Here is a 23,461-nt window from a genome sequence, read left to right as displayed (position 1 = left end):
TATGGCTACCGTTATCCCCGGTGGCGTAGCGTCAAAGGATGACCATGCCGGACCTCGAACACGCTCTGGACGCGCTGGCGGGACGCGTGTCGTCCTTGCGTGAGGCGAGGACCGCCTACCCTACCGACCTCGCGCCCACGCTCGACGCCGCCCTGGCCGAACTGGACACCGCCGCCGAGTTGCTGGCCGAGGCGCGCGAGGCGCTGCGCAAGGCGCCCAAGCGGGCCGCGAGCAAGAAGGACGGCACACAGCGCGAGCTGAAGCTGCTGCGCCAGGTGTTCCGGGCCTTCCCGGTGCCGGTGATCGTGCTCGACGGCGGCGGGGTGGTCCGGCGGATCAACCCAGAGACCTCGCGGGTGCTCGGCAGCCCTGACGGCTACCTGGTCGGGCGGTCGTTCCCGCTGCTGGTCGACGTCTCCAGGCGGGCGGCGTTCCGCTCGCACCTGAACTCGGTGCTGCAGACCGGGCAGCCGTCGGCGTTCGAGACCCGGCTGGCGCACCAGGGCCGGACGCACACCGTGCAGCTCGCCCTCACGCGGGTGACGATGCCGGGCGAGCCGCAGCAGATGGTGGCGGCCGTGGCGCTGCCCACCGAGGTGCAGCTGCCCGAGCCCGGCGGGCGACGGCCGGAGCAGTCCGACGGTGCGCTGCTGCTGGCCGCGTCCAGGCGGCAGGACCTGCTGGCCAGGATCGGCGCGCTGCTGCTGGACGAGGAGGCGCTGCTGCGCCCGGTGGCGCTGCCGCGGACGACGCGGCTGCTGGCGGCCGAGTGGGCCGACTGGGTGATCGCCGACCTGGTGCGCGACGGGCTACCGAGGCGTTCGGTGGTGGTGGCGCCGAAGAACCACCCGCTGGGCGACCTGGTGCGGCTGGTGGAGTCGGCCGACCCGGCCGGCAGCCAGGTGGTGATGCAGGTGCTGGAGCGCGGCTCGGGCGTGGTGCACGAGATGGTCGACGACGAGTCGCTGCTCGGCTTCACCGCCGACGGGCCGCTGCTGACCGCGATGGGGGCCGGCTCGATGTTGTCGGTGCCGATCGGGCAGTCCGACGGGGTGCTGACGCTGGTGCGCACGCACGACAGGCAGCCGTTCTCGCTGGCCGACCTCGGCGTCCTGCAGGACGTCGGGATGCAGCTCGGCCTGGCCGTACGCGCCCAGTCGAGCTTCCAGAGCCGTTCGCGCGCCGCCGACGCCCTGTCGGCCAGCGTGGCCCCGCGCAACCTGCCCGACGTGCCCGGCTACGAGGCGTCGGCGGTCTACCACCCGGGCGCCTCGGTGGGCGCGGAGTTCTACGACGTGTTCCCGGTCGCGGGCGGCTGGGGGTTCGCCCTGGGCGGCGCGGCGGGCAAGGGCGAGGAGGCGGCCTCGGTCAGCGCCATGGTGCGCGGCGGGCTGCGGGTGCTCAGCACCTGGGAGTCCCACCCCGACCTGGTGATCCGCAAGGTCAACCAGGCCCTGGTGGCGCAGGGCACGGGCATGTTCGTGATGGCCGTGGCGGGGTTCGTCAAGGGCCGGAAGATCCAGTTGTCCTCGGCGGGCCATCATCCGGCGGCGCTGCTGCAGCCCGACGGCAATGTGCGCTTCGCGGCGGGCGGCGGCGTGCCGCTGGGCATCTCCCCCGAGGCCGAGACGGGCGTGCAGGAGCTGACGGTCTCCGTCGGGGAGACGCTGGTGCTCTACTCCGAGGGCCTGATCTCCTCCAGGAACGACTCCGGCGAACCGTACGGCGAGGAGCGGCTGGCCGACGTGCTGGGGCGTTGCGCGGGGCAGTCACCGGCCACCGTGGTCAAGGCCGTGGAGGCCGACCGGCACGCCTTCTCCGGCGGCCAGGTGTGGGACGAGATCGTCGTCCTCGCCCTCAAGGGTGTCTGATCTGCGAGGGTTTGCGATCCGGCTAAACATGGGTATTGTCTTTCCGTAGAACAACGTGCCTAAGACGCAGGCACACCTTGAAGGCTTTTCCACGCTGAGGTGTGCCATGAATATTGCGATCGTCGCGTCCGCCAAGGGAAACCAGCACCACCGTATTCTCTCCGTAGCACGCGAGCTGGGGCGCGAGCACCACGTCACCATCTACTCCCGCCGTGACGACGCCGAGGGCAAGCCCAAGACGCGGGTGGCCCCGGGAGTCACTCTGGAGCAGATCGACGTGGGCCCGGCCAAGGACCTCATGCCGGACGACCTCGTCCCGTACCTGAACGACGTGGGCGAGCACCTGATGAAGCGGTGGAACCAGGAGCGGCCGGACGTCATCCACGCCCACTCCTGGACCGGGGGCCTCGCCGCCGTGGCGGGCGCCAAGGGCTTGGACGTGCCGGTCATGCAGACCTTCCACACTGTGGACGCCACGCACCAGAAGCTGGAGCGGGCGCTCGGACGCCGGGCCAAGGCGGTCATCGCCGGCTCGGGCGACGAGGAGTCGGCGTTGATCAGGCTGGGCGTGCCGCGCGGGAACATCGCGATCGTGCCGCATGGTGTGGACACCGAGCGTTTCCAGCGACGCGGGGCGATCGCCACCAAGGGCGCCCGCAAGCGGCTGGTGCACGTGGGGCCGCTGTCGCCCGAGCGCGGGGCGTACACGGCGGTGCGGGCGCTGCAGGGGCTGACGGACGTGGAGCTGGTCATCGCGGGCGGCCCCGAGCCCGAGGACCTGGACCAGGACAGGGACGCGCGCCGGCTGCGGGCGCTGGCCGAGCAGCTCGGCGTCGCCGACCGGGTGACGCTGCTCGGGCAGGTCAAGCGGGCCTCGGTGCCCAAGCTGATGCGCAGCGCGGACGCCGTGGTGTCGGTGCCGCGCGAGGCCGCGACGGGCGTCGTCGCGCTGGAGGCCATGGCCTGCGGCGTGCCGGTGATCGCCTCGGCCGTGGGCGCCCACCTCGACTCCGTGATCGACGGCGTGACCGGCCTGCTGGTCCCGCCGGACCGCCCGGCGCGCACCGCGCGGCTGGCCCGCGAGCTGCTGTGCGACCCGACGCTGCGCACCGCGCTCGGGTACGCCGGCGCCGACCGCGCCCGCTCGCGCTACTCCTGGGAGCGCGTGAGCCAGGAACTGGTCCGCGTCTACGAGGCGGCCTGCGCCTGACGGAAACGTACGAGAGGCGGGCGGCGACAGCCGCCCGCCTCTCGCCGTTCCCGGGCGGAACCGGGAGCCGCTGCACAGGACGAGTCGACCCGGGCGGGGCGCCATGCCTGTCCGGAAGGGGCCCTTGTTACCGGAGTGACACCTTTGCTTCGATGGTCCGCATGTCTACACGCGGTTCGATCCTGGCGGCGGCGGCGCTCATCACGGCCCTCGCCCTCCCCCAGAGCGCACAGGCGGAGACGTCGAGGTGGGGCGCGCCCGTCCTCGTCGAGAACTTCGACGGCTCCTCGGTCGACACGGGCAGGTGGATGGTCTACCACTCGCCGGACGCGGAGCGTAACCCCCGTACGGGCAAGGCCGCCACGGTCGCGGACGGGATGTTGCGCCTCAAGGGCGGCCGGTACGGCGGCAGGGACCTGTCCGGCGGCGTGGCCACCCGGCTGGCCCAGCGGTACGGCAGGTGGGAGGTGCGGTTCAGGGCCGAGGCGGGCAACGGCTACACGCCGGTCGCGCTGCTCTGGCCCACCTCCCAGGGCGAGGGCGACGGCTACGCCGAGGTCGACTTCGCCGAGATCGTGGACCCGCGCCGGCAGGGCGGCGGCATCTTCGTGCACGGCGGCCGCGGGCGCGCGCAGCGGCAGCTCCGGGCCGACTTCACCCGCTGGCACACCGCCGCGGTGGACTGGCTCCCCGGCCGGCTGACGTTCTGGCTGGACGGCAGGAAGGTGTGGGACTACCGCGGCCCCTACGTGCCCGACAGCGACCGGATGGGCCTGGCGCTGCAGAACGACGTGGTGTGCGAGCCCCGGTGCCGCGACTCCGCCACCCCGGCGACGGTCTCCATGTACGTGGACTGGGTGAAGGTCTACCGGCCGTCCTGAGGCAGCAGCCTGGCCGCCTTCAGGCCGAGGTGCACGGTCAGCCGGTCGTCGCCCTCGGACAGGTCCCGGTGCAGGAGGCGTTCGGCCTTGCCGAGGCGGTAGTAGAGGGTCTGGCGGTGGATGCCCAGCTCGGCGGCCGTCTTCTGGGCGTGGCCGCCGAGGTCGAGGTAGACCTCCAGCGTCTGGGCCAGCTCGGCGTCCAGCGCGGCGGTCTCGGCGGCCAGCTCGCGCAGGTCGGAGCGGCCGAGGCGGGCCAGCAGGCGGTGCACGCCCAGGTCCTGCCAGCGGGCGATGGGGGCGTGCCGGGGGAAGTGCTCGGCGATGCGCAGCGCCTGACGGGCCTCGCGCCAGCTCTGCCACGCCTCGGCCGGGTCGTTCCTGGGGGCGCCGATGCCGGCGGCGGTGCCGTACGCGCTCTGCAGGGTCTGGGCGACCTCCCCGGCCAGGTGGGCGGGGGCGAGCAGGGCGACGGGCGAGCCGGTGCGGGCCAGCACGCCGCGTGGGAGCGTCCAGAGGGCGGCCACCCGCTCGCTGGACTCGCGCACGGCGACGGCGGCGACCGGGCCGGGAACCTCGATGGAGGCCGCGGCGCGCTCCTCGGGGTCGGCCGAGAGCAGGGCGAGCAGGCCACGACCGAGGTCCTGGCGGCTCCTGGCCTCCTGGGCGAGCGCGGCGGCGGCCCTGGCGACCAGCGGCGCGACACGGCCCAGCGCCTCGTCGGCGAGGCTGCCGGAGTCCAGCAGCCACAGGTAGCCGTAGGTGACCTCGCCGTGCCGCAGCGGCCAGCAGACCCGCGCCAGCACTTTGAGCTCGGCGTCCGCGGGGATGCGGACCGGGCCGCCGGCCCTGGCGATGCCGTAGCGTTCGAAGTAGTCGCGCACCTCGCCGGTGGCGCGGCGGCGCAGGATCGACTCCTGGCGGACCGTGTCGATGTCGCCGTGCTGGGCGCCGTAGGCGAGCAGCCGGAACGAGCGGTCCTCCAACGTCGCGGACGCCCCCAGCGTGGCGGCGATCTCGTCGACTATTTCCTGAAGGTCGGACGTGTTGTGCATTTGTATGACAGCCTGCCACATCGATCGTTACGCGCGTTCATGGCCCCCTCTGACCTGGGGTTTCTAGACTTGAGGCATGTTGGGTCAACTGCTCCTTGCCGCCTCCGGGAGCGGCGTCGTACGCCGTTCCGTGTCAGGCTTCCCGCTCACCCGCAAAGTGGTGGACCGGTTCGTCGCCGGCGAGAGCGTCCAGGAGGCCCGGAACGCCATCGAACGGCTGCGCGACGCCAACCTGGCCGTGACCGTCGACCACCTCGGCGAGGAGACGCGCGACGCGCGGGCCGCCGAGACCGTGGCGCAGGCGTACGTGACGCTGCTGGAGGCGCTGAAGCCGCTGCAGCTCGGCCGCCGGGGCGAGGTGTCGGTGAAGCTGTCGGCCGTCGGCCAGCGGCTCGACGACGGCATGGCCCTGGAGCACGCCCGCCAGATCTGCGCCGCCGCGGCGGCCAACGGCTCCACCGTGACCCTCGACATGGAGGACCACACCACCGTCGACTCGACGCTGGGCATCCTGCGCAAGCTGCGCGAGGACTACCCCGCGACCGGCGTGGCCATCCAGGCGTACCTGTTCCGCAGCGAGGACGACTGCCGCGACCTGGCCCACGAAGGCTCCCGCGTACGGCTGGTCAAGGGCGCCTACCGCGAGCCCGCCTCGGTCGCGCACCAGGACAAGCAGGACGTGGACAAGGCGTACGTGCGATGCCTGCGCATCCTCATGGCGGGGAAGGGTTACCCCATGGTGGCCACGCACGACGACCGGCTGATCTCCATCACCGAGCTGCTCGCCGACCGCTTCGGACGGACGCTCGGCGACCACGAGTTCCAGATGCTCTACGGGATCAGGACCGACCGGCAGGAGGCCCTCGCCGGGGCCGGCCACACGGTCCGCGTGTACGTCCCCTACGGCGACGACTGGTACGGGTACTTCATGCGCCGGCTGGCCGAGCGCCCCGCCAACGTCGCCTTCTTCCTTCGTGCCCTTGGGGGTAAGTAAATGGATGCCATCAGCAACGTCCCCGTCCCCGTGAACGAGCCCGTGCTCGGCTACGCGCCGGGCAGCGCCGAGCGTTCGGCACTGGAGGACCGCATCAAGGAGCTGTCCGGCTCCGCCACCGACCTGACCATGACCATCGACGGCGAGCAGCGGCTCGGCGGCGGCGCGCCCATCGACGTGGTGCAGCCGCACAACCATGCCTCCGTCCTGGGCCGTACCAACGACGCTACGGCTCAGGACGTGCAGGACGCCATCGACGGCGCCCTGCGGGCGGCGCCCGCCTGGCGGGCGCTGTCCTTCGACGAGCGGGCCGCGGTCTTCCTCAAGGCCGCCGACCTGCTGGCCGGCCCGTGGCGCCAGACGCTGAACGCGGCCACCGTGCTGGGTCAGTCGAAGTCGGCGCAGCAGGCGGAGATCGACGCGGCCTGTGAGCTGATCGACTTCCTGCGCTTCAACGTGGCCTACGCCCGTCAGCTCTACTCCGACCAGCCGATCTCGTCGCCCGGCGTGTGGAACCGGATGGAGTACCGGCCCCTTGAGGGGTTCGTGCTGGCGATCACGCCGTTCAACTTCACCGCCATCGCCGGAAATTTGCCGACTTCTGCCGCTTTGATGGGGAATGTCGTCGTCTGGAAGCCGTCGCCGACGCAGCAGCTCGCCGCGCACCACACGATGCGGCTGCTGGAGGCGGCCGGGCTGCCGCCCGGCGTGATCAACATGGTCACCGGCAACGGGCAGGCCGTCTCCGACGTGGCCATGACGCACCCGGCCCTGGCCGGCGTGCACTTCACCGGCTCCACCCCCACCTTCCAGCACCTGTGGGGCACGATCGGCGCCAACATCGCCTCCTACCACGGCTACCCGCGCCTGGTGGGCGAGACCGGCGGCAAGGACTTCGTGCTGGCCCACCCGTCGGCCGACCCCGCCGTGCTCTCGACCGCGCTCGTCAGGGGCGCCTTCGAGTACCAGGGCCAGAAGTGCTCGGCGGCCTCGCGGGCGTACGTGCCGCGTTCGGTGTGGAACCGCATGCGTGACGACTTCGTGGCCACGGCCGAGTCGCTGACCGTGGGCGACGTGGCCGCCGACCTGTCGACGTTCATGGGCGCGGTCATCGACGACCGGGCCTTCGCCAAGCACAAGGACGCCATCGACCGGGCGCGGGCGGCCTCGAACATCGACGTGCTCACCGGCTCGTACGACTCCAGCGTCGGCTACTTCGTCAAGCCGACCATCCTGGAGTGCGCCGACCCGACGGACGAGATCTTCGTCAGGGAGTACTTCGGGCCGATCCTCGGCGTGCACGTCTACGAGGACCGCGACTTCGACACGGTGCTCGACCAGATGGAGGGCATCGCCCCGTACGCGCTGACCGGCTCGATCATCGCCCAGGACCGGTACGCCATCGCGGCGGCCTCGGAGCGGCTGCGCTTCGCGGCGGGCAACTTCTACGTCAACGACAAGCCGACGGGCGCGGTCGTGGGCCAGCAGCCGTTCGGCGGCGCGCGGGCCTCGGGCACCAACGACAAGGCCGGCTCGATCTTCAACCTGATCCGCTGGGTGAACGCCCGCACGATCAAGGAGACGTTCGTCCCGCCGACCGACCACCGCTACCCGCACATGGGCTGACCACCCACCCAGAGTCACGGCCGGCACCCCAACAGGGGTGCCGGCCGTCTCCAATTCCACGGGTGTGGCGTAATGTGCAAGGTTTGTGTCATTGACGCCATCGCAGGGCTGCGACCAGCATGAAGGCATGCAGCGGCGGATCGTGATCGTCGTCTTCCCGGGCTTCCAGTTGCTGGACATGGCCGGGCCGGCCGACGTGTTCGCGACCGCCGACCTGATCGCCCGGGGGCGTGGTTACCGGGTCGAGGTGGTCGCCGCGGAGGCGGGGGCGGTGTGCGCGTCGAACGGGGTGACGGTCATGGCGGGGGCGATCGGCGAGGTGACGGGGGCGCTCGACACGCTCCTGGTCGCCGGCGGGCTGACCGTGCCCCGGCAGCTGGAGGACCGCGCGCTGGTGGCGGCCGTCGGCGACCTGGCGGCGCGGGCCGGACGGGTCGCCTCGGTCTGCAACGGGGCCTTCGTGCTGGCCGAGGCCGGGCTGCTCGAACGGCGCAGGGCCACCACCCACTGGCTGTCCGCCGACGACCTGCGCCACCGCTACGCCGACGTCGAGGTGGACCCCGATCCCCTCTACATCGAGGACGGCAACGTGTGGACGTCCGCGGGCGTGCTGTCCGGCGTGGACCTCGCGCTGGCGCTGGTGGCCAGGGACCACGGCCACGAGCTGGCCCGTGACGTCGCCCGCGGGCTCGTCGTCTACCTGCACAGGCCGGGTGGGCAGAGCCAGTTCAGCGCGCCGATGCGGGCCATGACGCCGCGCAGCCTGCCGCTGCGGGAGCTGCAGGGCTACATCGACGCCAACCCGGCCGCCGACCTGAGCGTGCCCGCGCTCGCCCGGCGCGTCGGGATGAGCGAACGGCACTTCTCCCGCGTCTTCACCGAGCAGACCGGCCTGCCACCCGGCAGGTACGTCGAACGCAGCCGCGCCGACGCCGCCAGACGCCTCCTGGAGGTCACCGGGCACCCCCTCGAGACCGTCGCCAGGGAGTCGGGGCTCGGCACGCCGGAGACCCTCTACCGCGTCTTCCGCCGCCACTGGCGGGTGTCGCCGGGCGAGCATCGCCGCAGATTCCAGTCGAAGGAGAAATGACACCATGCATGTGGCAATTCCGCTTTACCACCGGTTCACCGCGCTCGACGCGGTCGGTCCCTACACGGTGCTGGCGTTCACGCCCGGCGTGACGGTGACGTTCGTGGCCGGGGAGGTGGGGCCGGTGACCGACGACCAGGGCACCCTGTCGATCGCCGCCACCGCGTCGTACGCCGACCTGCCCCGTCCCGACGTGGTGATCGTGCCGGGCGGGCCGGGCACCCTTGAGGCGATGTCCGACGCGGCGCTGCTGGGCTGGCTGCGCGAGGCCCACGAGCACACGCGGTGGACGGCGTCGGTGTGCAGCGGCTCGTACGTGCTGGCCGCGGCGGGGTTGCTCAAGGACCTGCGCGCGACCACCCACTGGGCGGCGCTGGACGGCCTGAAGGAGTTCGGCGCCGAGCCGGTGAGCGAGCGGGTCGTCACCCAGGGCAAGATCGTGACGGCCGCCGGGGTGTCGGCCGGGATCGACATGGCCCTGACCCTGCTGGCCCAGGCCGACGGCGTCGAGACGGCGCAGGCGGTGCAGCTCGCGATCGAGTACGACCCGCAGCCGCCGTTCGACGCGGGCTCGCCCGCCAAGGCCCCCGAGGGCACGGCCGAGCGGGCCCTGAGCCTGATCTCCTGACCACCCGGCCGCCGCGCCCCCGTTCCGACCCCTCGGGACGGGGGCGCCGCCGTTCCCGGGCCCCGCACGGGGTCAGGCGCCGCCGTCCGGGGGGTCGCCGATGGCGCCGAGCGGCAGGACGTCGAAGTGCACGACGACGTGGCCGCCGCCGGCGGGGGCGTCCCTGCCGTCCGACAGCCCGCGGAAGTGGTCCAGCACCTCCAGCACCTGGTCGCGCAGGTCGGCCGTCTCCTCCGGGGTGAGCCGCAGGGAGCGGCGGGCGAACACGCCGGCCTGCATCCATTCCTCGGGAGCCCGCATCGCCCCCTCCCGCCAGCGGGTCAGCTCCGTGCCGCGCTGCCGGACCATGTCGTCCAGCAGGAACCCCAGTGCGGCGTCGACCTCCTCGGGGTTGCCCTTCGCCGGTCCGAAACTGAAGCCGCCGGGCGTGATGCGCCAGTACTTCTCCTTGCCCCGGCCGAGCTCGGGCGCGATCTCGATCATGCCGTGGCGGGCCAGCTCCCGCAGGTGGTAGCTGGTGGCCCCGGTGTTCTGCCCGAGCAGGCCGGCCAGGCCGGTGGCGGTGGACGGACCGTGCTCGTCGAGCAGCTCGTAGATGCGCAGCCGCAGCGGGTGCGCGAACGACTTCAGCGCATTCGCGTCGAGAGTCCGGGCGGAGAAGCTCTTGCCTTCTGTCACTGTGCAAGCCTATCTTTGCAAAGGAATCTATGCACACTTTTCCTTACACACTATCGGAGTGAGTCGTGAACCGTCTCGGGCGGGCCTTCTGGTTCCTGTGGTCGTCCACCGCGCTGTCGAACCTGGCCGACGGTGTCATGCGGGTCGGCGCGCCGCTGCTGGCGGTGTCCATGACCCGGTCCCCCACCCTGGTGTCGCTGGCCGGGGCCGCCGCGACCGCGCCGTGGCTGCTGTTCGCGCTGCACGCGGGGGCGGTCGCCGACCGCGTCGACCGCCGCCGCGTCATGATGGCCGCCAACACCGCGCGTACGGCGGTGCTGGCGGTGGCGGCGCTGCTGGCCGTGGCGGGCCTGCTCAACCTGTGGACGCTGCTCGCGGTGGTGTTCGCGGCCGGTGTGAGCGAGGTCTTCGCCGACACCTCGGCGCAGTCCGTCCTGCCCATGGCCGTCTCCAAGGACGACCTCACCCGGGCCAACGCCCGGATCGTCGGCGTCCAGACCGTCGGCAACGACTTCGTCGGCGCGCCGGTGGCCGGGCTGCTCGCCGGCCTGCTGCCCGCCGCGCTCTTCGGCGCCCCCGCCCTCCTGTACGCCGCCGCCGCCCTGCTCCTGACCGGCATGGCGGGCTCCTTCCGGGCCGCCCCGGCCACATCGGGGCCGCGCCGCCCGCTGCGCGCCGACATCGGCGAGGCACTGCGTTACCTCTTGGCCCACCGCGTCCTGAGAAGGCTGGCGATCTCCGCGGGCCTGCTGAACCTGGCCAACGCCGGCTACTTCGCCGTCTTCGTCCTGTGGGCCGTCGGCGACGGGTCGCGCATCGGCCTGGACCCGAGCGGCTACGGCCTCATGATGACGGCCTTCGCGGCCGGCGCGGTGCTCGGCTCGCCGCTGACCGGGCCGCTCACGCGGCTGGTCGGCGAGTCCCGCACGCTGGTGGGGGCGTGGTCGATCAGCAGCCTGCTGCTGCTCGTCCCCATGCTCGTGCCGTCGCCGTGGGCGCTGTACCCGGTGGCCGTGGTGTGGGGGGTGACGGGGGCGGCGGCCAACGTGCTGGTCGTCTCGGTACGCCAGCGACTGATCCCCGGCGAGCTGCTGGGACGGGTGAACTCCGCCTATCGGCTGATCGGCATGGGCGGCATGCCGGTGGGCGCGGCGCTCGGGGGTGTGGCGGGTGACCTGTTCGGGCTGGCCGCCGTCCTGGCCGGGGCCGCGGGGGTGTGCCTGGTGGCGGTGTGGCTCGTGTGGCGCGCCATGCCCGGGCGAATTTCTGCGGCGCTGACCAGCGAACCTACACTTCCCGACATATCCAGATCACGTTAGGCACCCAATGCCGTGTGCGGAGATGACATGATTATCCCCGAGCTTGAGGGGATGGTATGCGGGAGATCGGCGGACGGTACCTCCTGAACGAGGAGGCCGGTCGTGGGGGTATGGGAGTCGTCTGGCGAGCGTTCGATCGGCTCCTCCACCGAGAGGTGGCGTTGAAGGAGCTGACTCTGGCCGGTGAGGCCGAGATGGTTCGCCGCCGGGTGCTGCGTGAGGCCCGGATGGCGGCCGGCCTGACGCACCCCAACATCGTCACGGTCCACGACCTGATGGAAGTGGGCGGAAAGCTCTGGATCGTGATGGAGTACCTGCACGGGCTCTCACTCCACCAGCTGCTCTCCCAGGTGGGGACGCTGCCGGCCCAGTCGGTGGTCGCGATCGGCCAGCACCTGCTCGCCGCGCTGCGCACCGCGCACAAGGCCGGGGTGCTCCATCGTGACGTCAAGCCCGCGAACGTCATGCTGACCGGCGACCGGGTGGTGCTGACCGACTTCGGCATCGCCACCGCCGAGGGCGACATCCGCATGACGACCTCGCGGCGGCTGCGCGGCACGCCCGCGTTCATGGCCCCGGAGCGGCTGCACGGCGGGCCGGCCAGCAAGGAGGCCGACATGTGGTCCTTCGGCGCGACGCTCTACAGCGCCGTCGAGGGCCAGCCGCCCTACCCCGGGCAGGACGCGGCCACCGTGCTGGGCATGGCCCGCAGCGGCCCCTACCCGCCGCCGCGGCGGGCCGGGGTGATGCGCCCTCTGATCGAGGGGCTGCTCCACCACGACCCGGTGCGCCGCTACACGCCGGAGCAGACGGCGGGCCTGCTGGCGGGCATGCGTGCCAGCGCCTACCAGGCCGCCATCTGAGCGCTCGCCGAGCCCCGGCGGGCCGCCTTCAGTCGCGCTGGGCGCGGGCCTCGGCCTCGGCGGCGTCCATGGCGGCCGCCTCCTCGGGGGTGGGCGCGGTGCCGCCCAGGTGCGCGGGCTGCCACCACACGCCCGGCGGCACCTCCGGGTAGGTGCGCTGCGCGCGGTCGACCAGCTCAGACAGGCGCGTGTGCAGGTCGACGGTGTGCTGGTTGACGTCCTCCCCGCGCTTGGGGTGGAACGGCTCGCCCACCAGGATGGTGATCGGCACGTGCCGCTGGGTGAGCTGCTTGGGCCTGCCCTTGGTCCACATGCGCTGGCTGCCCCACAGGGCGACCGGGATGACCGGCACGTTGGTGGCCTGGGCCATGCGGATGGCGCCGTTCTTGATCTCCTTGACGGTGAAGGAGCGGCTGATCGTGGCCTCGGCGAAGACGCCCACCACCTCGCCGGCCTTGAGCTTGCGCAGCGCGGTGGCGTACGAGCCGGCGCCGGCGCCGCGGTCGACCGGGATGTGGTGCATGCCGCGCATCAGCGGCCCGGAGATCCGGTGCTCGAAGACGTCCTGCTTGGCCATGAACCGCACCAGCCGCTTGGACGGCAGCGCGGCGAACCCCGCGAAGATGAAGTCGAGATAGCTGATGTGATTGCTCACCAGCACCGCGCCCCCGGTCCGCGGCACGTGCTCGGTGCCCTCCATGTGGAAGCGGTAGTCGAGCACGCGAAAGAGGGTCCGCGCGGCGGCGATCACCGGCGGGTACACAATCTCAGCCATGAGCAGAAGGTAGCCTACTCACGCCGGTCGGCAGGCCACTCGGCGGAACCGTCCGCGCCAGGAGTACATCGGCTCGGGTCACGAGATCGTAGGACATCGTCCCTGTTCACGCGGCGGCGCTTGCCCTCCCGCGAGAACGGGCAGATGTTTTGACCATGAAGAAGCTCATCAATACCGCCGACTCCGTGGTCGAGGACGCGCTGAACGGCATGGCCGCGGCCCATCCCGCGCTGCGGGTCCGCGACCGCGTGGTCTACCGGGCCGCCGGACCGCGGCCCGGCAAGGTGGGGCTGGTGTCCGGCGGCGGCTCGGGCCACGAGCCCCTGCACGCCGGGTTCGTCGGCCACGGCATGCTGGACGCCGCCTGCCCCGGCGAGATCTTCACCTCGCCCGTGCCCGACCAGATCATCGAGGCCACCAGGGCCGTCGACGGCGGCGCCGGCGTGCTGCACATCGTCAAGAACTACACCGGCGACGTGCTCAACTTCGAGATGGCCGCCGAACTGGCCGAGGACAACGACGTGGCCTCCGTGCTGGTGGACGACGACGTGGCCGTCCAGGACTCGACGTACACGGCCGGGCGGCGGGGCACGGGCGCGACGCTGTTCGTGGAGAAGATCGCGGGCGCGCTGGCCGAGGAGGGCGCGACGCTGACCGAGGTGGCCCGGGTGGCCGGTGAGGTGGACGAGCGCAGCCGGTCCTTCGGCATCGCGCTGACCTCCTGCACGACGCCCGCGGCGGGCAAACCGACGTTCGACCTGCCCGAGACGGACGTGGAGCTGGGCATCGGCATCCACGGCGAGCCGGGCCGCACGCGGGTGCCGATGGCCTCGGCCCGCGAGCTGGCCGCCGTCGCGATGGAGGCCCTGCACAGCGACCTGCCGCTCCGCGGCGACCTGCTGGTCATGGTCAACGGCATGGGCGGCACCCCGCTCATGGAGTTGTACGTGCTGTTCGCCGAGGTGGCGGCGTTCGTGAAGGGCAAGGACGCCCGGGTGGCCCGCTCGCTCGTCGGCAACTACGTGACGAGCCTGGACATGCAGGGCTTCTCGGTCAGCGTGTGCCGGCTCGACGACACCCTCACCCGGCTCTGGGACGCACCCGTCGAGACGCCCGCGCTGCGCTGGGGCCGTTGATGGACACCCGCTTCTTCGCGGCCTGGCTCGACGAGGCGGCCAGGCTGGTCCGCCGCGACCGGGAGCGGCTGACGGAGCTCGACGCGGCCATCGGCGACGCCGACCACGGCACGAACCTCGACCGGGGCTTCACCGAGGTCGCCAAGGCCCTGGCCGACCGGCCGCCGGACTCGCCCGGACAGGTGCTGACCGAGGCGGGCACGGCCCTCATCCGCCGCGTCGGCGGCGCCTCGGGCCCGCTGTACGGCTCGATGTTCCGCCAGATGGGCCGGACGCTGGCGTCGCCCGTGACGTTGCCCCGCTTCGAGGCGGCGTTCGAGGAGGGGGTCGTCGCGCTGGAACGGCTGGGCAAGGCGGCCCTGGGCGACAAGACCATGGTGGACGCGCTGGTCCCGGCCTCGCGGTCGCTGGCCCTGGCCGTACGGGACGGCATCGGGACGCTGGAGGCGTTCCGGCGGGCCGCGGACGCGGCGGCCGAGGGCGCGCGGGAGACGATCCCGCTCCAGGCCCGCAAGGGCCGGGCCAGCTACCTGGGCGAACGCAGCGTCGGGCACGAGGATCCGGGGGCGGCCTCGGCGGCCCTGATCATGGGGGCGCTGGCCGCGGTGGCGGACCGGGAGCAGGCGGAGGGCCGATGGTCGGACTAGTGCTGGTCTCGCACAGCGCCGGGCTGGCGTCCGAGACCGCGGCGCTGGCTCTGGGGATCGCCGCGGAGCCCGTGCCGGTGGCGGCGGCCGGCGGCACCGCGGACGGCGGCCTGGGCACCAGCCTCGACCTCGTCGAGCGGGCGGTGCTGACCGTGGACCAGGGCGACGGCGTGCTGATCATCCCCGACCTCGGCAGCTCGGTGCTGACCGCCCGGCTGCTGGAGCAGGAGGGACGGGTGGTGATCGCGGACGTGCCGTTCGTGGAGGGGGCGGTGGCGGCGTGCGTGGCGGCGTGCGGGGGCGGGTCGCTGGCGGAGGTGCTGGCCGCCGCCGAGGAGGCTCGCACCTACCGCAAACTCTGACCAGCCCCGCACCTCCCCCGGCCCTGGCGATGTCCGGTCGCCCGGTGCGCACTGGCGTGAGACCCGGCCCGTCAGTGGCCCTTGAATGCCTCCTCCAGCCACCAGGAGCCGCGTTCGCCGGTGATCTTGGCGTGCACCAGCAGCGGGCGGTCCCTGGGCCCCTTGAGCCATTCGGCCACGCCCGCCAGCCCGGCGGCGTCCGTGACGGTCACCGCCGCGAACCCGTGCCCGCGGGCGATCGCCGCCAGGTCGGCGGGCGGGAACCGGACCGTGTCCAGCCGATGCCCGTGCGGCCCGAAGTGGTGCACCTCGGCCCCGTACGCCTCGTCGTCGTAGACCACCACCACCATGGGCAGCCCCAGCCGGACGACCGTCTCCAGCTCGGCGATGCCCATCAGCGCGCCGCCGTCGCCCAGGGCGGCCACGGGGAGCCGGTCGGGACGGGCCAGGGCGGCGCCGATCGCGGTCGCCAGGCCGAGCCCGATCGACTGGAACGCCTGTGTGAAGCAGAACCCGCCCTCGTCCGGCACGTCCAGGAACATCGAGGGGTATCCCATGAAGTTGCCGGAGTCGACGGACACGACGCGTTCGGCCGGGAGCAGGTCGTCCAGGGCGATGGTGAGCGTTCTGGGGTCGATGCGTCCCGCGCCGCTCTCGTCCTGGTACGGGACCGTCCGCCAGCGGCCTTCGTCCCGGATGCGCCGGGCCAGCTCGGCCGACCGGTAGCCCGGCGCGGCACCACCTGGCACGGTCAGGGCGGCCGCCACGGCGCGGACGTCGCCGACCACCCCGAGGTGGACCGGGACGTGGACGCCGACGGCCGCCGGGTCGAGGTCGACCTGGGCCACCCTCGCCTCCGGCCCGATCAGCGAGCCGTGCCGGGTGGTCCACATGTTCAGCGCGCAGCCCCAGCCGACGACCAGGTCCGCGCCACGGATCAGCTCGGCGGCCAGGGGGGTGGCGAAGCCGCCGCTCACGTCGAGGTCCCAGGGGTTGCCGCGGAACAGGCCCTTGGCGACGGCGGAGGTGGCCAGCAGGGCGCCGGCGCGGTCGGCCAGCGCCTCCAGCTCGCGGCGGGCGTGCCGGGCGCCGCGACCCGCGACGAACACCGGCCGTCGCGCCCCGGCCAGCAACCGCCCCAGCTCCGCGACCTGCTCCTCCGCCCCGACCTGGCCCTCGTGGCCTGACGGTCCCGCGGCGCCCGCCGCCGACGCCGTCACGCCGGACGCCGGGGCGGACTGCACGTCGAGCGGCAGGTTCAGCAGGACCGTGCGGCGCTCCTGGGAGGCCGCGCGGAAGGCTTCGAGCGCCCGTTCCCGCGCGGTCGCCGCCTCCGTGACCCGCATGGGGACCGCGCCCACCGCCGTCGCCAGAGCGTCCTGGTCGACGTGGAAGTTGGAGCGCGCGTCCGTCGCCTCGCCGGCCAGGACGATCATCGGGGTACGGCTCTTGGCCGCCTCGGCGATCCCCGTCATGGCGTTGGTCAGCCCCGGCCCCTGGTGCACCGTGACGACGGCGACCTCGCCGCTCATCCGGGCGTAGGCGTCGGCCATGGTCGCCGCGCCGCCCTCGTGCCGCGCGGCGACGAAGCGCACGCCGTGCTCGACCAGCGCGTTCGTGACGTGGAAGTTGCCGCTGCCGACCACCCCGAACGCCGTACGGACGCCGCTCGCGGCCAGCGTCCGGCCGACCGCCGCGGCCGCCGTCTCCGGGACGGTCAACGTTCCACCAGGGCCAGCACCCGGACGGGGCTGCCGGAGCCGCCCGTGATGGGCAGCGGCGGCGCGACCACGGCGGCCCCGGTCACCGGCAGGCGGTCGAGGTTGCGCAGCTGGGTCAGGCCGTACTTGCCCGCGCCGAGCAGGAACGAGTGGCAGGGGAAGGCCGGGTCGAAGGAGTGGGCGGCGCCGGCGTCGGTGCCGACGGTCTCCACGCCGAGCCCGAGAATCGGCGTCTCGGCCGCCAGCCAGGACGCGCACTCGGCCGAGATGCCCGGCGTGTGCGGGCCGGTCTCGTCGACGTTGAGGTAGGCGGCCTGGTCGGCGGAGCGGGCGTCCCAGCCGGTGCGGTAGAGCAGCCAGCCGCCGTCGGGCAGCGGGCCGTTGTCGCGTTCCCACTCCTTGACGTGGTCGATCTGGAGGAGGAAGTCGGGGTCCTTGGACGCCTCGGCGGCGAAGTCGAGCACGACCGCGGGCGCGATCAGGCTGCGTACGGGGACCTGGGAGACGTCCTGGCCGTCGCGGGCGGTGACCCAGTGGACCGGGGCGTCGAAGTGGGTGCCGGTGTGCTCGCCGGTGTGGATGTCGTTCCAGTACCAGGCCGGGCCGCGGTCGTCGTAACGGCTGATCTCCTCCAGCCGGAACGGGCTGGTGTTGCCGAACGGCTCGGGGAGCTGGAGGATCGGCGTCTCGGAGCTGAGGGGCGCGGTAAGGTCGATCACCTCGATCGCCCCGCTGCGCACGTGGTCCAGGAAGCTCTGCAACACCGACATGTCATCCTCCTCGTTGGGCTGAGCGCATCCTCCTCCAGTCGGGCTCACCTGTGCAAACATGGTCGGTTCCGCAGCCCGCCGGCGCGCGCCTCACGGCCGCAGCGACTCGGGCAGCAGGTCGCCGTGCGCCTTGAGCAGAGCCCGGCACAGCTCGTCGATCTGGTCGAGGGTCAGGGTGGCGGCCGTGTTCGGGTCGGCCATCATGGCGTGCCGCACGTGCTCGGGACGGCCCTCGGCCGCGGCGCGCACGGTCAGCTCGTTGACGTTGACGTAGGCCCGGTTGAGCGCGGCGCACTGGGCGGGCAAGTCGCCGACCGCGACCGGCCGCACGCCGAGCGCGTCGGCCACGACGGGCACCTCGACCACGCATCCGGCGGGCAGGTTCCCGATCAGGCCGTGGTTGGGCACGTTGCCGTAGACGGTGCGGCCGGCGCCCGTCGTGACGCTGTGGATGATCTGCGGGGCGTACTCCATGGTCCCCTCGGCGGTGATCGGCCGGCCCGCCCTGAGCGCGTCGCGGGTGGCCTCGTAGGCGCGGACGTTCTCCTCGCTGATGCCGAGGTAGGCGCCCACGGGGATGCGCAGCCGCTCGATCTCGGCGTCGTCGTGCAGGTACCAGGGCACGTACTCGGCCGAGTGCTCGCTGGTCTCGGTCGGGTAGTGGCCGAGCCTGCGGTACATGTCCACGCGGACCCGGCGCAGCAGGCCGGGGTCGGCCGCGATGACCTCGTCCAGGCGCGGGTACAGGCTCCGGCCGCCGGACTCGAAGCGCAGCAGCCACGACTGGTGGTTCACCCCGGCCGCCAGATACGTGACCTCCTCGTACGGCACCCCCACCAGCTCGGCCAGGTCGTGGACGGTCCAGTAGATCGAATGGCACAGGCCGACGACGTTGCGCACCGGGGTGGCCGCCGCCAGGTACCAGACGTTCATGGCCATCGGGTTGGTGTAGTTGAGCAGCCAGGCGTCCGGGCAGACCTCGGCCATGGCCCGGCCGATGCGGTCGAGCGCGGGGAACGTGCGCAGCGCGCGGAAGATCCCGCCCACGCCGATGGTGTCGGCGATCGTCTGGCGCAGGCCGTATCGGGCGGGCAGCTCGAAGTCGACGCGGGTGGCGTCGATCATGCCGACCTGGATCATGTTGATCGCGAAGTCGGCGTCCTCCAGCGAGCGCCGCAGGTCCGGGTGGGCGGAGACGGCGATGTCCGTCCGGTCGCCGACGATGGCGCGGGCGGCGGCCTCGGCGGTCTCCAGGCGCTCGGGGTGGATGTCGTGCAGGGCCACCTCGAAGGGGCCGAGATCGGTGAACCCGACCAGGTCGGCCAGCAGGCCCTGGGTGAACTCGACGCTTCCCGCGCCGAGGAAGGTGATCTTCACAGTTCCTTCCAGGTGGGTTGGGCGGCGGTGCCGCCGGCCGCGCGGGTGGACAGGGATCCGCAGGCCACGGCCACGTCCAGGCATTCGCGCGGGCTCATCCCGCGCAGCCTGGCGGCGAGGAAGCCCGCGTTGAAGCTGTCGCCCGCGCCGACGGTGTCCACGGGCTCGACGGGGACGGCCGGGGCCCGCGTCACCAGGCCCGACTCCCAGGCCAGTGCGCCGTTCGCGCCGTCCTTGACGACGACGGCCGGCCCGAGGGCGCCCAGCCGCGCCGCGGCGTCCTCCAGCGGCCCGTCGTGGACGCCGGACAGGGAGGCGGCGATCGCCCTGGCCTCGCCGGCGTTGGGCAGGAACACGTCGATCCAGGCGAGCACGTCCGCGAGGCCGTCCCAGTGGCCGTCCGGGTCGTCGTTGGTGTCCAGCGAGGTCGTGACGCCCGCCGCGCGCAACTCTCCCAGCAGCGCGGGCAGCCCCGCCGCCAGACCCGGTTGCAGGAAGTACGACGACACGTGCACGTGCCGGGCCAGGCCGCGCGGCACGTCCCCGGCGGTCAGGTACGGCAGGCAGCCAGGCGAGGTGAGGATGGCCCGGTCCGTCCCGTCGGCGAGCACGACGGTCATGGCGGTGGGCCGGGGGTCGGTCACGCAGTGGGAGACGTCCACCCCGCGTTCGGCCAGCGCGCCGAGCACGAACCGCCCCGCGGCGTCGTCGCCCACGCGGCCGACGAAGGCGGTGCGCAGGCCGAGCCTGGCGGCCCCGCACGCGGTGATCGCGCCGGACCCGCCGAGTACCAGGTCGCCGCCCGCGACGAGCCGTTCACGCTGGCCGTACTCCAGCTCGCGCGGCGCGCCCGCGAGCACCACGTCGGGGTTGGCGTCGCCGACGACCAGCAGGTCGAACGGCACAGGAAGACGCATGGTCACTCCTCGCGAACGATGGTTCGGATTCGTGGCGATGCGCGCTGTTCCGCACTCTCCGTGCCGCGCCCTCGCCAGGGACGCCGGAGTGGCGTGGCCCATGGACCGTAGGACGATCACGCCAGCACGCTGAGCGTGCCTCCCTTCCGCTGCCCATAGAATTGCGCGTTCTTGCACCTATGTCCAGAGTTCGCGGCAGGAAGGCGTCACGCCTTGGTCCACTCCGCGCATCCGGCGGTCTGGAACGCCTTGTCGCCGGGCTCGATGGTGACGCTCGCCGGGCCCGTCGGGGCGCCCGCGTTGATCACCGAGCCGACGTCGGGGGACGTGCTGTTCAGCCGGGCCCAGAAGCAGTTCGTGGAGCCCGCGACGGGACCGGTGGTGCGGTAGGTGCCGGGCTGGATGTCCACACCCACGACGAGCGTCCGCATCCCGGCGGTCAGCTCGGTCTGAGCGGGACCGGTCTGCGCAGGCCCGGTCTGAGCGGGTCCCGTCTGAGCGGGTCCCGTCTGAGCGGGTCCCGTCTGAGTGGGGCCGGTTCGGGGCGGGCCGGTCTGGGTTGGGCCGGTCTGGGTTGGGCCGGTTTGCGCAGGGCCGGTTTGCGCAGGGCCGGTCTGGAGGGGGTCCGTCTGCGGGGTGTCGGGCTGGGTGGCCGGGCCGGAGGCCGAGGGCTCGCCCGAAGGCGGGCCCGTGCCCTCGACCGTCACCGTGACCCTGGGGGCGGGCGAGGCCGACGAATCGTCCGCGCCGTACCCGACGAAGACGCCCAGGATGAAGGCCACCACCGCGGCCAGCCCGGAGACGAGCAGGATGATCGGCGGACTGCTCGTCGCCCGGGGAAGCTCGGGGGGGCCGTACGTCACGGACCCAAGGGTGCCATCTCCATCGACACCTCTGTCAACGCCCCTGTCAACGGTGGAGGTAGTCGACGAGCGACTCCTTCTCCGTCTCCAGCTCCTCGATCGCGCTCTTGACCACGTCACCGATGCTGACGATGCCCACCAGGCGGCCGTTCTCGACCACGGGCATGTGCCGGAACCGGTGGGTGGTCATCCTGCGGCGCAGTTCGTCGACGTTGTCGCCGGGCCCGGCCGTGCGGACCTCGGTCGTCATGATCGAGGAGACCGGCGCGTCGAGGATCTCCGGGCCCCGGTCGTGCAGCCGCCGCACCACGTCGCGCTCGGAGACGATCCCCTGGATCGTCGTGCCGTCGGTGGAGACGACGACCGCGCCGATGTTGTGGTCGGCGAGCTTGCCGAGCAGTTCCCGCACCGTCTCCTCCGGTGCCACCGTAGTCACAGCGCTTCCCTTGTTGCGCAGGATCGTCCCGATGAGCATGTGCACCACCTCTGCTCCCAATCTCCCCGGCCGGGGCCCGGCTTATGCCCGGTCCTCCAGGCAAACAACCGAGTGGGGACCCCGTCAAGCGGTCACGTAGGCTGACTTGCCGCATCTCCGACGACGTGGAAGGCACCATGACCGAGCAGCTCAACACCGGAAGCCACGACCTCCCCATCACCCCGGAGCTGGCCGCGTTCATGCGTACCGGCTGGGCCGACACGCGGCGTACCGGCGTGGCCGCGCTGCCGATCGCCCCCTGGGCGGCCCGGCGCAGGGCGGCGCTGGCCGCGCGTTTCCCCGGTGAGCGCCTGGTCGTCCCGGCGGGCACGCTCAAGGTGCGCAGCAACGACAGCGACTACCGGTTCCGGCCGCACAGCGCGTACTCCTACCTGACGGGCGCGGGCGAGCCCGGCGACGTGCTCGTGGTCGAGCCGTCCGGGCAGGCCGTCCTGTACGTGCGCCCGCGCTCGCCGCGCGAGGAGGGCGAGGAGTTCTACCGCGACCGCCGCTACGGCGAGTTCTGGGTGGGCCGCAGGCCCGACCTGGCCGAGGCGTCCGAGCTGTACCAGATCGAGTGCGCGCACATCCGCGACCTGCGGCTGGAGGGCCCGGCCCGCGTGCTGCGCGGCGTCGACGCCTCCGTGGACGCCCTGGCGCCGGCCGGCGGGCGTGACACCGAGCTGGAGGTGTTCCTGTCGGAGATGCGGCTGGTCAAGGACGAGTGGGAGGTCGGCGAGCTCCAGTCGGCCGTGGACGCCACCGTGCGCGGCTTCGAGGACGTCGTCCGCGCCCTTCCCGCGGCCATCGGCCACCCGCGCGGCGAGCGTTACCTGGAGGGCGTGTTCGGGCTGCGCTCGCGCCTGGAGGGCAACGCGGTCGGCTACGACAGCATCGTGGCCTCCGGCGCCCACGCCTGCGTGCTGCACTGGATCCGCAACGACGGCGCGCTGACCGAGGGCGACCTGCTCCTGCTGGACGCCGGCGTCGAGACCGACACCCTGTACACCGCCGACGTGACCCGGACGTTCCCGCTGTCGGGCCGGTTCACGCCGGCGCAGCGGCAGGCGTACGAGCTGGTCCTGGCCGCGCAGGACGCCGGCATCGCGGCGCTCAAGCCCGGCGCGAGCTTCCGCGACTTCCACCTGGCCGCCATGCGCGCCATCTGCGAGGGCCTGCACGGCTGGGGCCTGCTGAAGGACTCCCCCGACGCGCTCATGGAGTCCGGCCTGTACCGGCGCTACACGCTGTGCAGCAGCGGCCACATGCTCGGCCTCGACGTGCACGACTGCGCCAGGTCTCGCACCGAGGTCTACCTCGACGGCGTGCTGGAGGAGGGGAACGTCCTGACGGTCGAGCCCGGCCTGTACTTCCAGCCCGACGACCTGACGCTGCCCGCCGAGCTGCGCGGCATGGGCATCCGCATCGAGGACGACCTCGTGATCACCGCCGAGGGCGCCACCCTGATGTCGAAGGCGCTCCCCCGCCACCCGGACGAGATCGAGTCCTGGATGAACGTCGTCCGTTCGTGACGAACCGGGCACTTCTCGTGGATGCCTGACAAGGGGTGACCCGGGTCTCGTACCCTTGCTGAAAACCCCGGCGAAGCAGGTGGCCATGGCGCGTACACGCATGCGGGTGGGCCCGTCCGCCTGCGTCACGCGGGCGCGCCTGCTCGGGGCGCTGGCGGCGACGCTGGCGGCGGTCGCGGCCACGGCGGCGCCGCCGTTGATCGACGCCGGCCGGGCCCGCGACGCGCTGGCCCGCCTGGAGGGCGAGCGCGCCCAGCGCCTGGACGTCTCCGGCGCGGCGAGCGCCTTCGGCCGGGCCCTGCTCAGCTACGACTACAAAGACCTCGCCAGCACCCGCTCGACCCTGTCCGCCCAGGCCACGGGCGACTTCCAGGCCACCTACGACGCGGCGTTCGGCGGCGCGATGTCCCAGGTGATCGTCGAGCTCAGGGCCGTCTCCCAGGCCAGGGTGCGCCAGGTGTACCTGGCCGACGTGGACGAGCACACCGCGCACGCCATCGTCGTCGTGGACCAGCAGGTGAACACCGCGCGGGCGATTCGCACGGCGCGGGATTCGCACCTTAAGATCACGCTTGTGAAGCAGAAGGGCGCCTGGAAGGTCCAGGACGTGACCGTGCTCGGCGCGGCCACGCAGGACCGGTACGGGCCTGCGGCGAGGAAGAAGGACTGACGAT

General features: G+C 72.7%; 23 protein-coding genes. 14 read left to right on the top strand and 9 right to left on the bottom strand.

Annotated elements, in window-relative coordinates; all coding sequences use genetic code 11:
• Positions 1 to 38: 38 nt before the first annotated feature.
• The 3 genes from ACIA8R_RS17565 to ACIA8R_RS17555 all read left to right on the top strand — a co-directional run bounded on the left by ACIA8R_RS17565 (position 39) and on the right by ACIA8R_RS17555 (position 3,962).
• Positions 39 to 1,871: a SpoIIE family protein phosphatase gene (locus ACIA8R_RS17565; RefSeq protein WP_364092525.1), complete on the top strand. Its 1,833-nt coding sequence runs from the start codon at positions 39 to 41 to the stop codon at positions 1,869 to 1,871.
• Between the two features lie 106 nt (positions 1,872 to 1,977).
• Positions 1,978 to 3,081, top strand: a complete 1,104-nt coding sequence (locus ACIA8R_RS17560; protein ID WP_397039169.1) for a glycosyltransferase — start codon at positions 1,978 to 1,980, stop codon at positions 3,079 to 3,081.
• Between the two features lie 161 nt (positions 3,082 to 3,242).
• Positions 3,243 to 3,962 carry a glycoside hydrolase family 16 protein gene (locus tag ACIA8R_RS17555; protein ID WP_397039167.1) on the top strand — a complete coding sequence of 240 codons (720 nt, stop codon included), beginning with the start codon at positions 3,243 to 3,245 and terminating at the stop codon, positions 3,960 to 3,962.
• On the opposite strand, the gene ACIA8R_RS17550 is transcribed toward ACIA8R_RS17555, so the two are convergent.
• Positions 3,947 to 5,014: a PucR family transcriptional regulator gene (locus tag ACIA8R_RS17550; RefSeq protein WP_397039166.1), complete on the bottom strand. Its 1,068-nt coding sequence runs from the start codon at positions 5,012 to 5,014 to the stop codon at positions 3,947 to 3,949. The two genes, ACIA8R_RS17555 and ACIA8R_RS17550, sit on opposite strands and share 16 nt — an antisense overlap.
• A 76-nt stretch (positions 5,015 to 5,090) precedes the next feature.
• Here ACIA8R_RS17550 and ACIA8R_RS17545 point away from each other — a divergent pair, with 76 nt between their 5' ends.
• The 4 genes from ACIA8R_RS17545 (at position 5,091) to ACIA8R_RS17530 (ending at position 9,352) form a co-directional block, all read left to right on the top strand.
• Positions 5,091 to 6,008, top strand: coding sequence for a proline dehydrogenase family protein (locus tag ACIA8R_RS17545; protein ID WP_397039164.1), 918 nt, complete (start codon positions 5,091 to 5,093; stop codon positions 6,006 to 6,008).
• Positions 6,009 to 7,634, top strand: coding sequence for an L-glutamate gamma-semialdehyde dehydrogenase (gene pruA, locus ACIA8R_RS17540; RefSeq protein WP_357704587.1), 1,626 nt, complete (start codon positions 6,009 to 6,011; stop codon positions 7,632 to 7,634).
• Between the two features lie 127 nt (positions 7,635 to 7,761).
• Positions 7,762 to 8,724 carry a GlxA family transcriptional regulator gene (locus ACIA8R_RS17535; protein ID WP_364092538.1) on the top strand — a complete coding sequence of 321 codons (963 nt, stop codon included), beginning with the start codon at positions 7,762 to 7,764 and terminating at the stop codon, positions 8,722 to 8,724.
• A 4-nt stretch (positions 8,725 to 8,728) separates the two neighbouring features.
• The gene (locus ACIA8R_RS17530; protein ID WP_397039162.1) at positions 8,729 to 9,352 is read left to right on the top strand and encodes a DJ-1/PfpI family protein; all 624 of its coding nucleotides are present in this window, start codon (positions 8,729 to 8,731) and stop codon (positions 9,350 to 9,352) included.
• 72 nt (positions 9,353 to 9,424) lie between these two features.
• Here the strand turns inward: ACIA8R_RS17530 and ACIA8R_RS17525 are convergent, their stop codons facing one another.
• Positions 9,425 to 10,030 carry a winged helix-turn-helix domain-containing protein gene (locus tag ACIA8R_RS17525; RefSeq protein WP_364092543.1) on the bottom strand — a complete coding sequence of 202 codons (606 nt, stop codon included), beginning with the start codon at positions 10,028 to 10,030 and terminating at the stop codon, positions 9,425 to 9,427.
• Between the two features lie 65 nt (positions 10,031 to 10,095).
• Here ACIA8R_RS17525 and ACIA8R_RS17520 point away from each other — a divergent pair, with 65 nt between their 5' ends.
• Positions 10,096 to 11,349 (top strand): MFS transporter, encoded by a 1,254-nt coding sequence (locus ACIA8R_RS17520; RefSeq protein WP_397039161.1) that lies wholly within the window; start codon positions 10,096 to 10,098, stop codon positions 11,347 to 11,349.
• 56 nt (positions 11,350 to 11,405) lie between these two features.
• Positions 11,406 to 12,212: a serine/threonine-protein kinase gene (locus ACIA8R_RS17515; protein ID WP_352358144.1), complete on the top strand. Its 807-nt coding sequence runs from the start codon at positions 11,406 to 11,408 to the stop codon at positions 12,210 to 12,212.
• 28 nt (positions 12,213 to 12,240) lie between these two features.
• On the opposite strand, the gene ACIA8R_RS17510 is transcribed toward ACIA8R_RS17515, so the two are convergent.
• Entirely contained in the window at positions 12,241 to 12,987 is a 747-nt protein-coding gene (locus tag ACIA8R_RS17510; protein WP_357704577.1) for a lysophospholipid acyltransferase family protein, read from the bottom strand.
• Positions 12,988 to 13,142: 155 nt separating this feature from the next.
• Between ACIA8R_RS17510 and dhaK the strand changes: the two genes are divergently transcribed.
• From dhaK to ACIA8R_RS17495, 3 genes are read left to right on the top strand one after another with little or no spacing between them, the layout of a single operon-like run.
• Positions 13,143 to 14,123: a dihydroxyacetone kinase subunit DhaK gene (dhaK, locus tag ACIA8R_RS17505; RefSeq protein WP_397039159.1), complete on the top strand. Its 981-nt coding sequence runs from the start codon at positions 13,143 to 13,145 to the stop codon at positions 14,121 to 14,123.
• On the top strand, positions 14,123 to 14,770 hold the full coding sequence (gene dhaL, locus ACIA8R_RS17500) for a dihydroxyacetone kinase subunit DhaL (RefSeq protein ID WP_357704573.1): 648 nt from the start codon (positions 14,123 to 14,125) through the stop codon (positions 14,768 to 14,770). Before dhaK ends, dhaL begins: the two co-directional genes overlap by 1 nt.
• A complete protein-coding gene (locus tag ACIA8R_RS17495) occupies positions 14,758 to 15,132 on the top strand; it encodes a phosphoenolpyruvate--protein phosphotransferase (protein ID WP_357704571.1) in 375 nt (124 codons plus the stop codon). The genes dhaL and ACIA8R_RS17495 overlap by 13 nt, the downstream gene beginning before the upstream one ends.
• Before the next feature lie 71 nt (positions 15,133 to 15,203).
• Here ACIA8R_RS17495 and ACIA8R_RS17490 read toward each other — a convergent pair whose 3' ends face one another.
• From ACIA8R_RS17490 to ACIA8R_RS17465, 6 genes are all read right to left on the bottom strand, one after another.
• Positions 15,204 to 16,853 carry a thiamine pyrophosphate-binding protein gene (locus ACIA8R_RS17490; protein ID WP_397039157.1) on the bottom strand — a complete coding sequence of 550 codons (1,650 nt, stop codon included), beginning with the start codon at positions 16,851 to 16,853 and terminating at the stop codon, positions 15,204 to 15,206.
• Complete coding sequence (locus tag ACIA8R_RS17485; protein WP_397039156.1) at positions 16,850 to 17,623, bottom strand: cyclase family protein; 774 nt, start codon at positions 17,621 to 17,623, stop codon at positions 16,850 to 16,852. Before ACIA8R_RS17485 ends, ACIA8R_RS17490 begins: the two co-directional genes overlap by 4 nt.
• Before the next feature lie 90 nt (positions 17,624 to 17,713).
• Positions 17,714 to 19,000, bottom strand: a complete 1,287-nt coding sequence (locus tag ACIA8R_RS17480) for an alpha-glucosidase/alpha-galactosidase (RefSeq protein WP_397039154.1) — start codon at positions 18,998 to 19,000, stop codon at positions 17,714 to 17,716.
• Positions 18,997 to 19,917, bottom strand: a complete 921-nt coding sequence (locus tag ACIA8R_RS17475; RefSeq protein WP_364092559.1) for a carbohydrate kinase family protein — start codon at positions 19,915 to 19,917, stop codon at positions 18,997 to 18,999. Before ACIA8R_RS17475 ends, ACIA8R_RS17480 begins: the two co-directional genes overlap by 4 nt.
• Before the next feature lie 206 nt (positions 19,918 to 20,123).
• Complete coding sequence (locus tag ACIA8R_RS17470) at positions 20,124 to 20,780, bottom strand: hypothetical protein (protein ID WP_397039153.1); 657 nt, start codon at positions 20,778 to 20,780, stop codon at positions 20,124 to 20,126.
• Positions 20,781 to 20,826: 46 nt separating this feature from the next.
• On the bottom strand, positions 20,827 to 21,255 hold the full coding sequence (locus ACIA8R_RS17465) for a CBS domain-containing protein (protein ID WP_357704559.1): 429 nt from the start codon (positions 21,253 to 21,255) through the stop codon (positions 20,827 to 20,829).
• A 137-nt stretch (positions 21,256 to 21,392) separates the two neighbouring features.
• Here ACIA8R_RS17465 and ACIA8R_RS17460 point away from each other — a divergent pair, with 137 nt between their 5' ends.
• Positions 21,393 to 22,787, top strand: coding sequence for an aminopeptidase P family protein (locus tag ACIA8R_RS17460; protein ID WP_364092563.1), 1,395 nt, complete (start codon positions 21,393 to 21,395; stop codon positions 22,785 to 22,787).
• Between the two features lie 85 nt (positions 22,788 to 22,872).
• A complete protein-coding gene (locus ACIA8R_RS17455; RefSeq protein ID WP_397039151.1) occupies positions 22,873 to 23,457 on the top strand; it encodes a hypothetical protein in 585 nt (194 codons plus the stop codon).
• The last annotated feature ends 4 nt before the right edge of the window (positions 23,458 to 23,461 follow it).

The organism is Nonomuraea sp. NPDC051191 (assembly GCF_044455665.1).
Taxonomy (GTDB): Bacteria; Actinomycetota; Actinomycetes; order Streptosporangiales; family Streptosporangiaceae; genus Nonomuraea.
The sequence above is the reverse complement of the archived record's forward strand: the minus strand, read 5'-3'. Positions and strand labels throughout refer to the sequence as shown.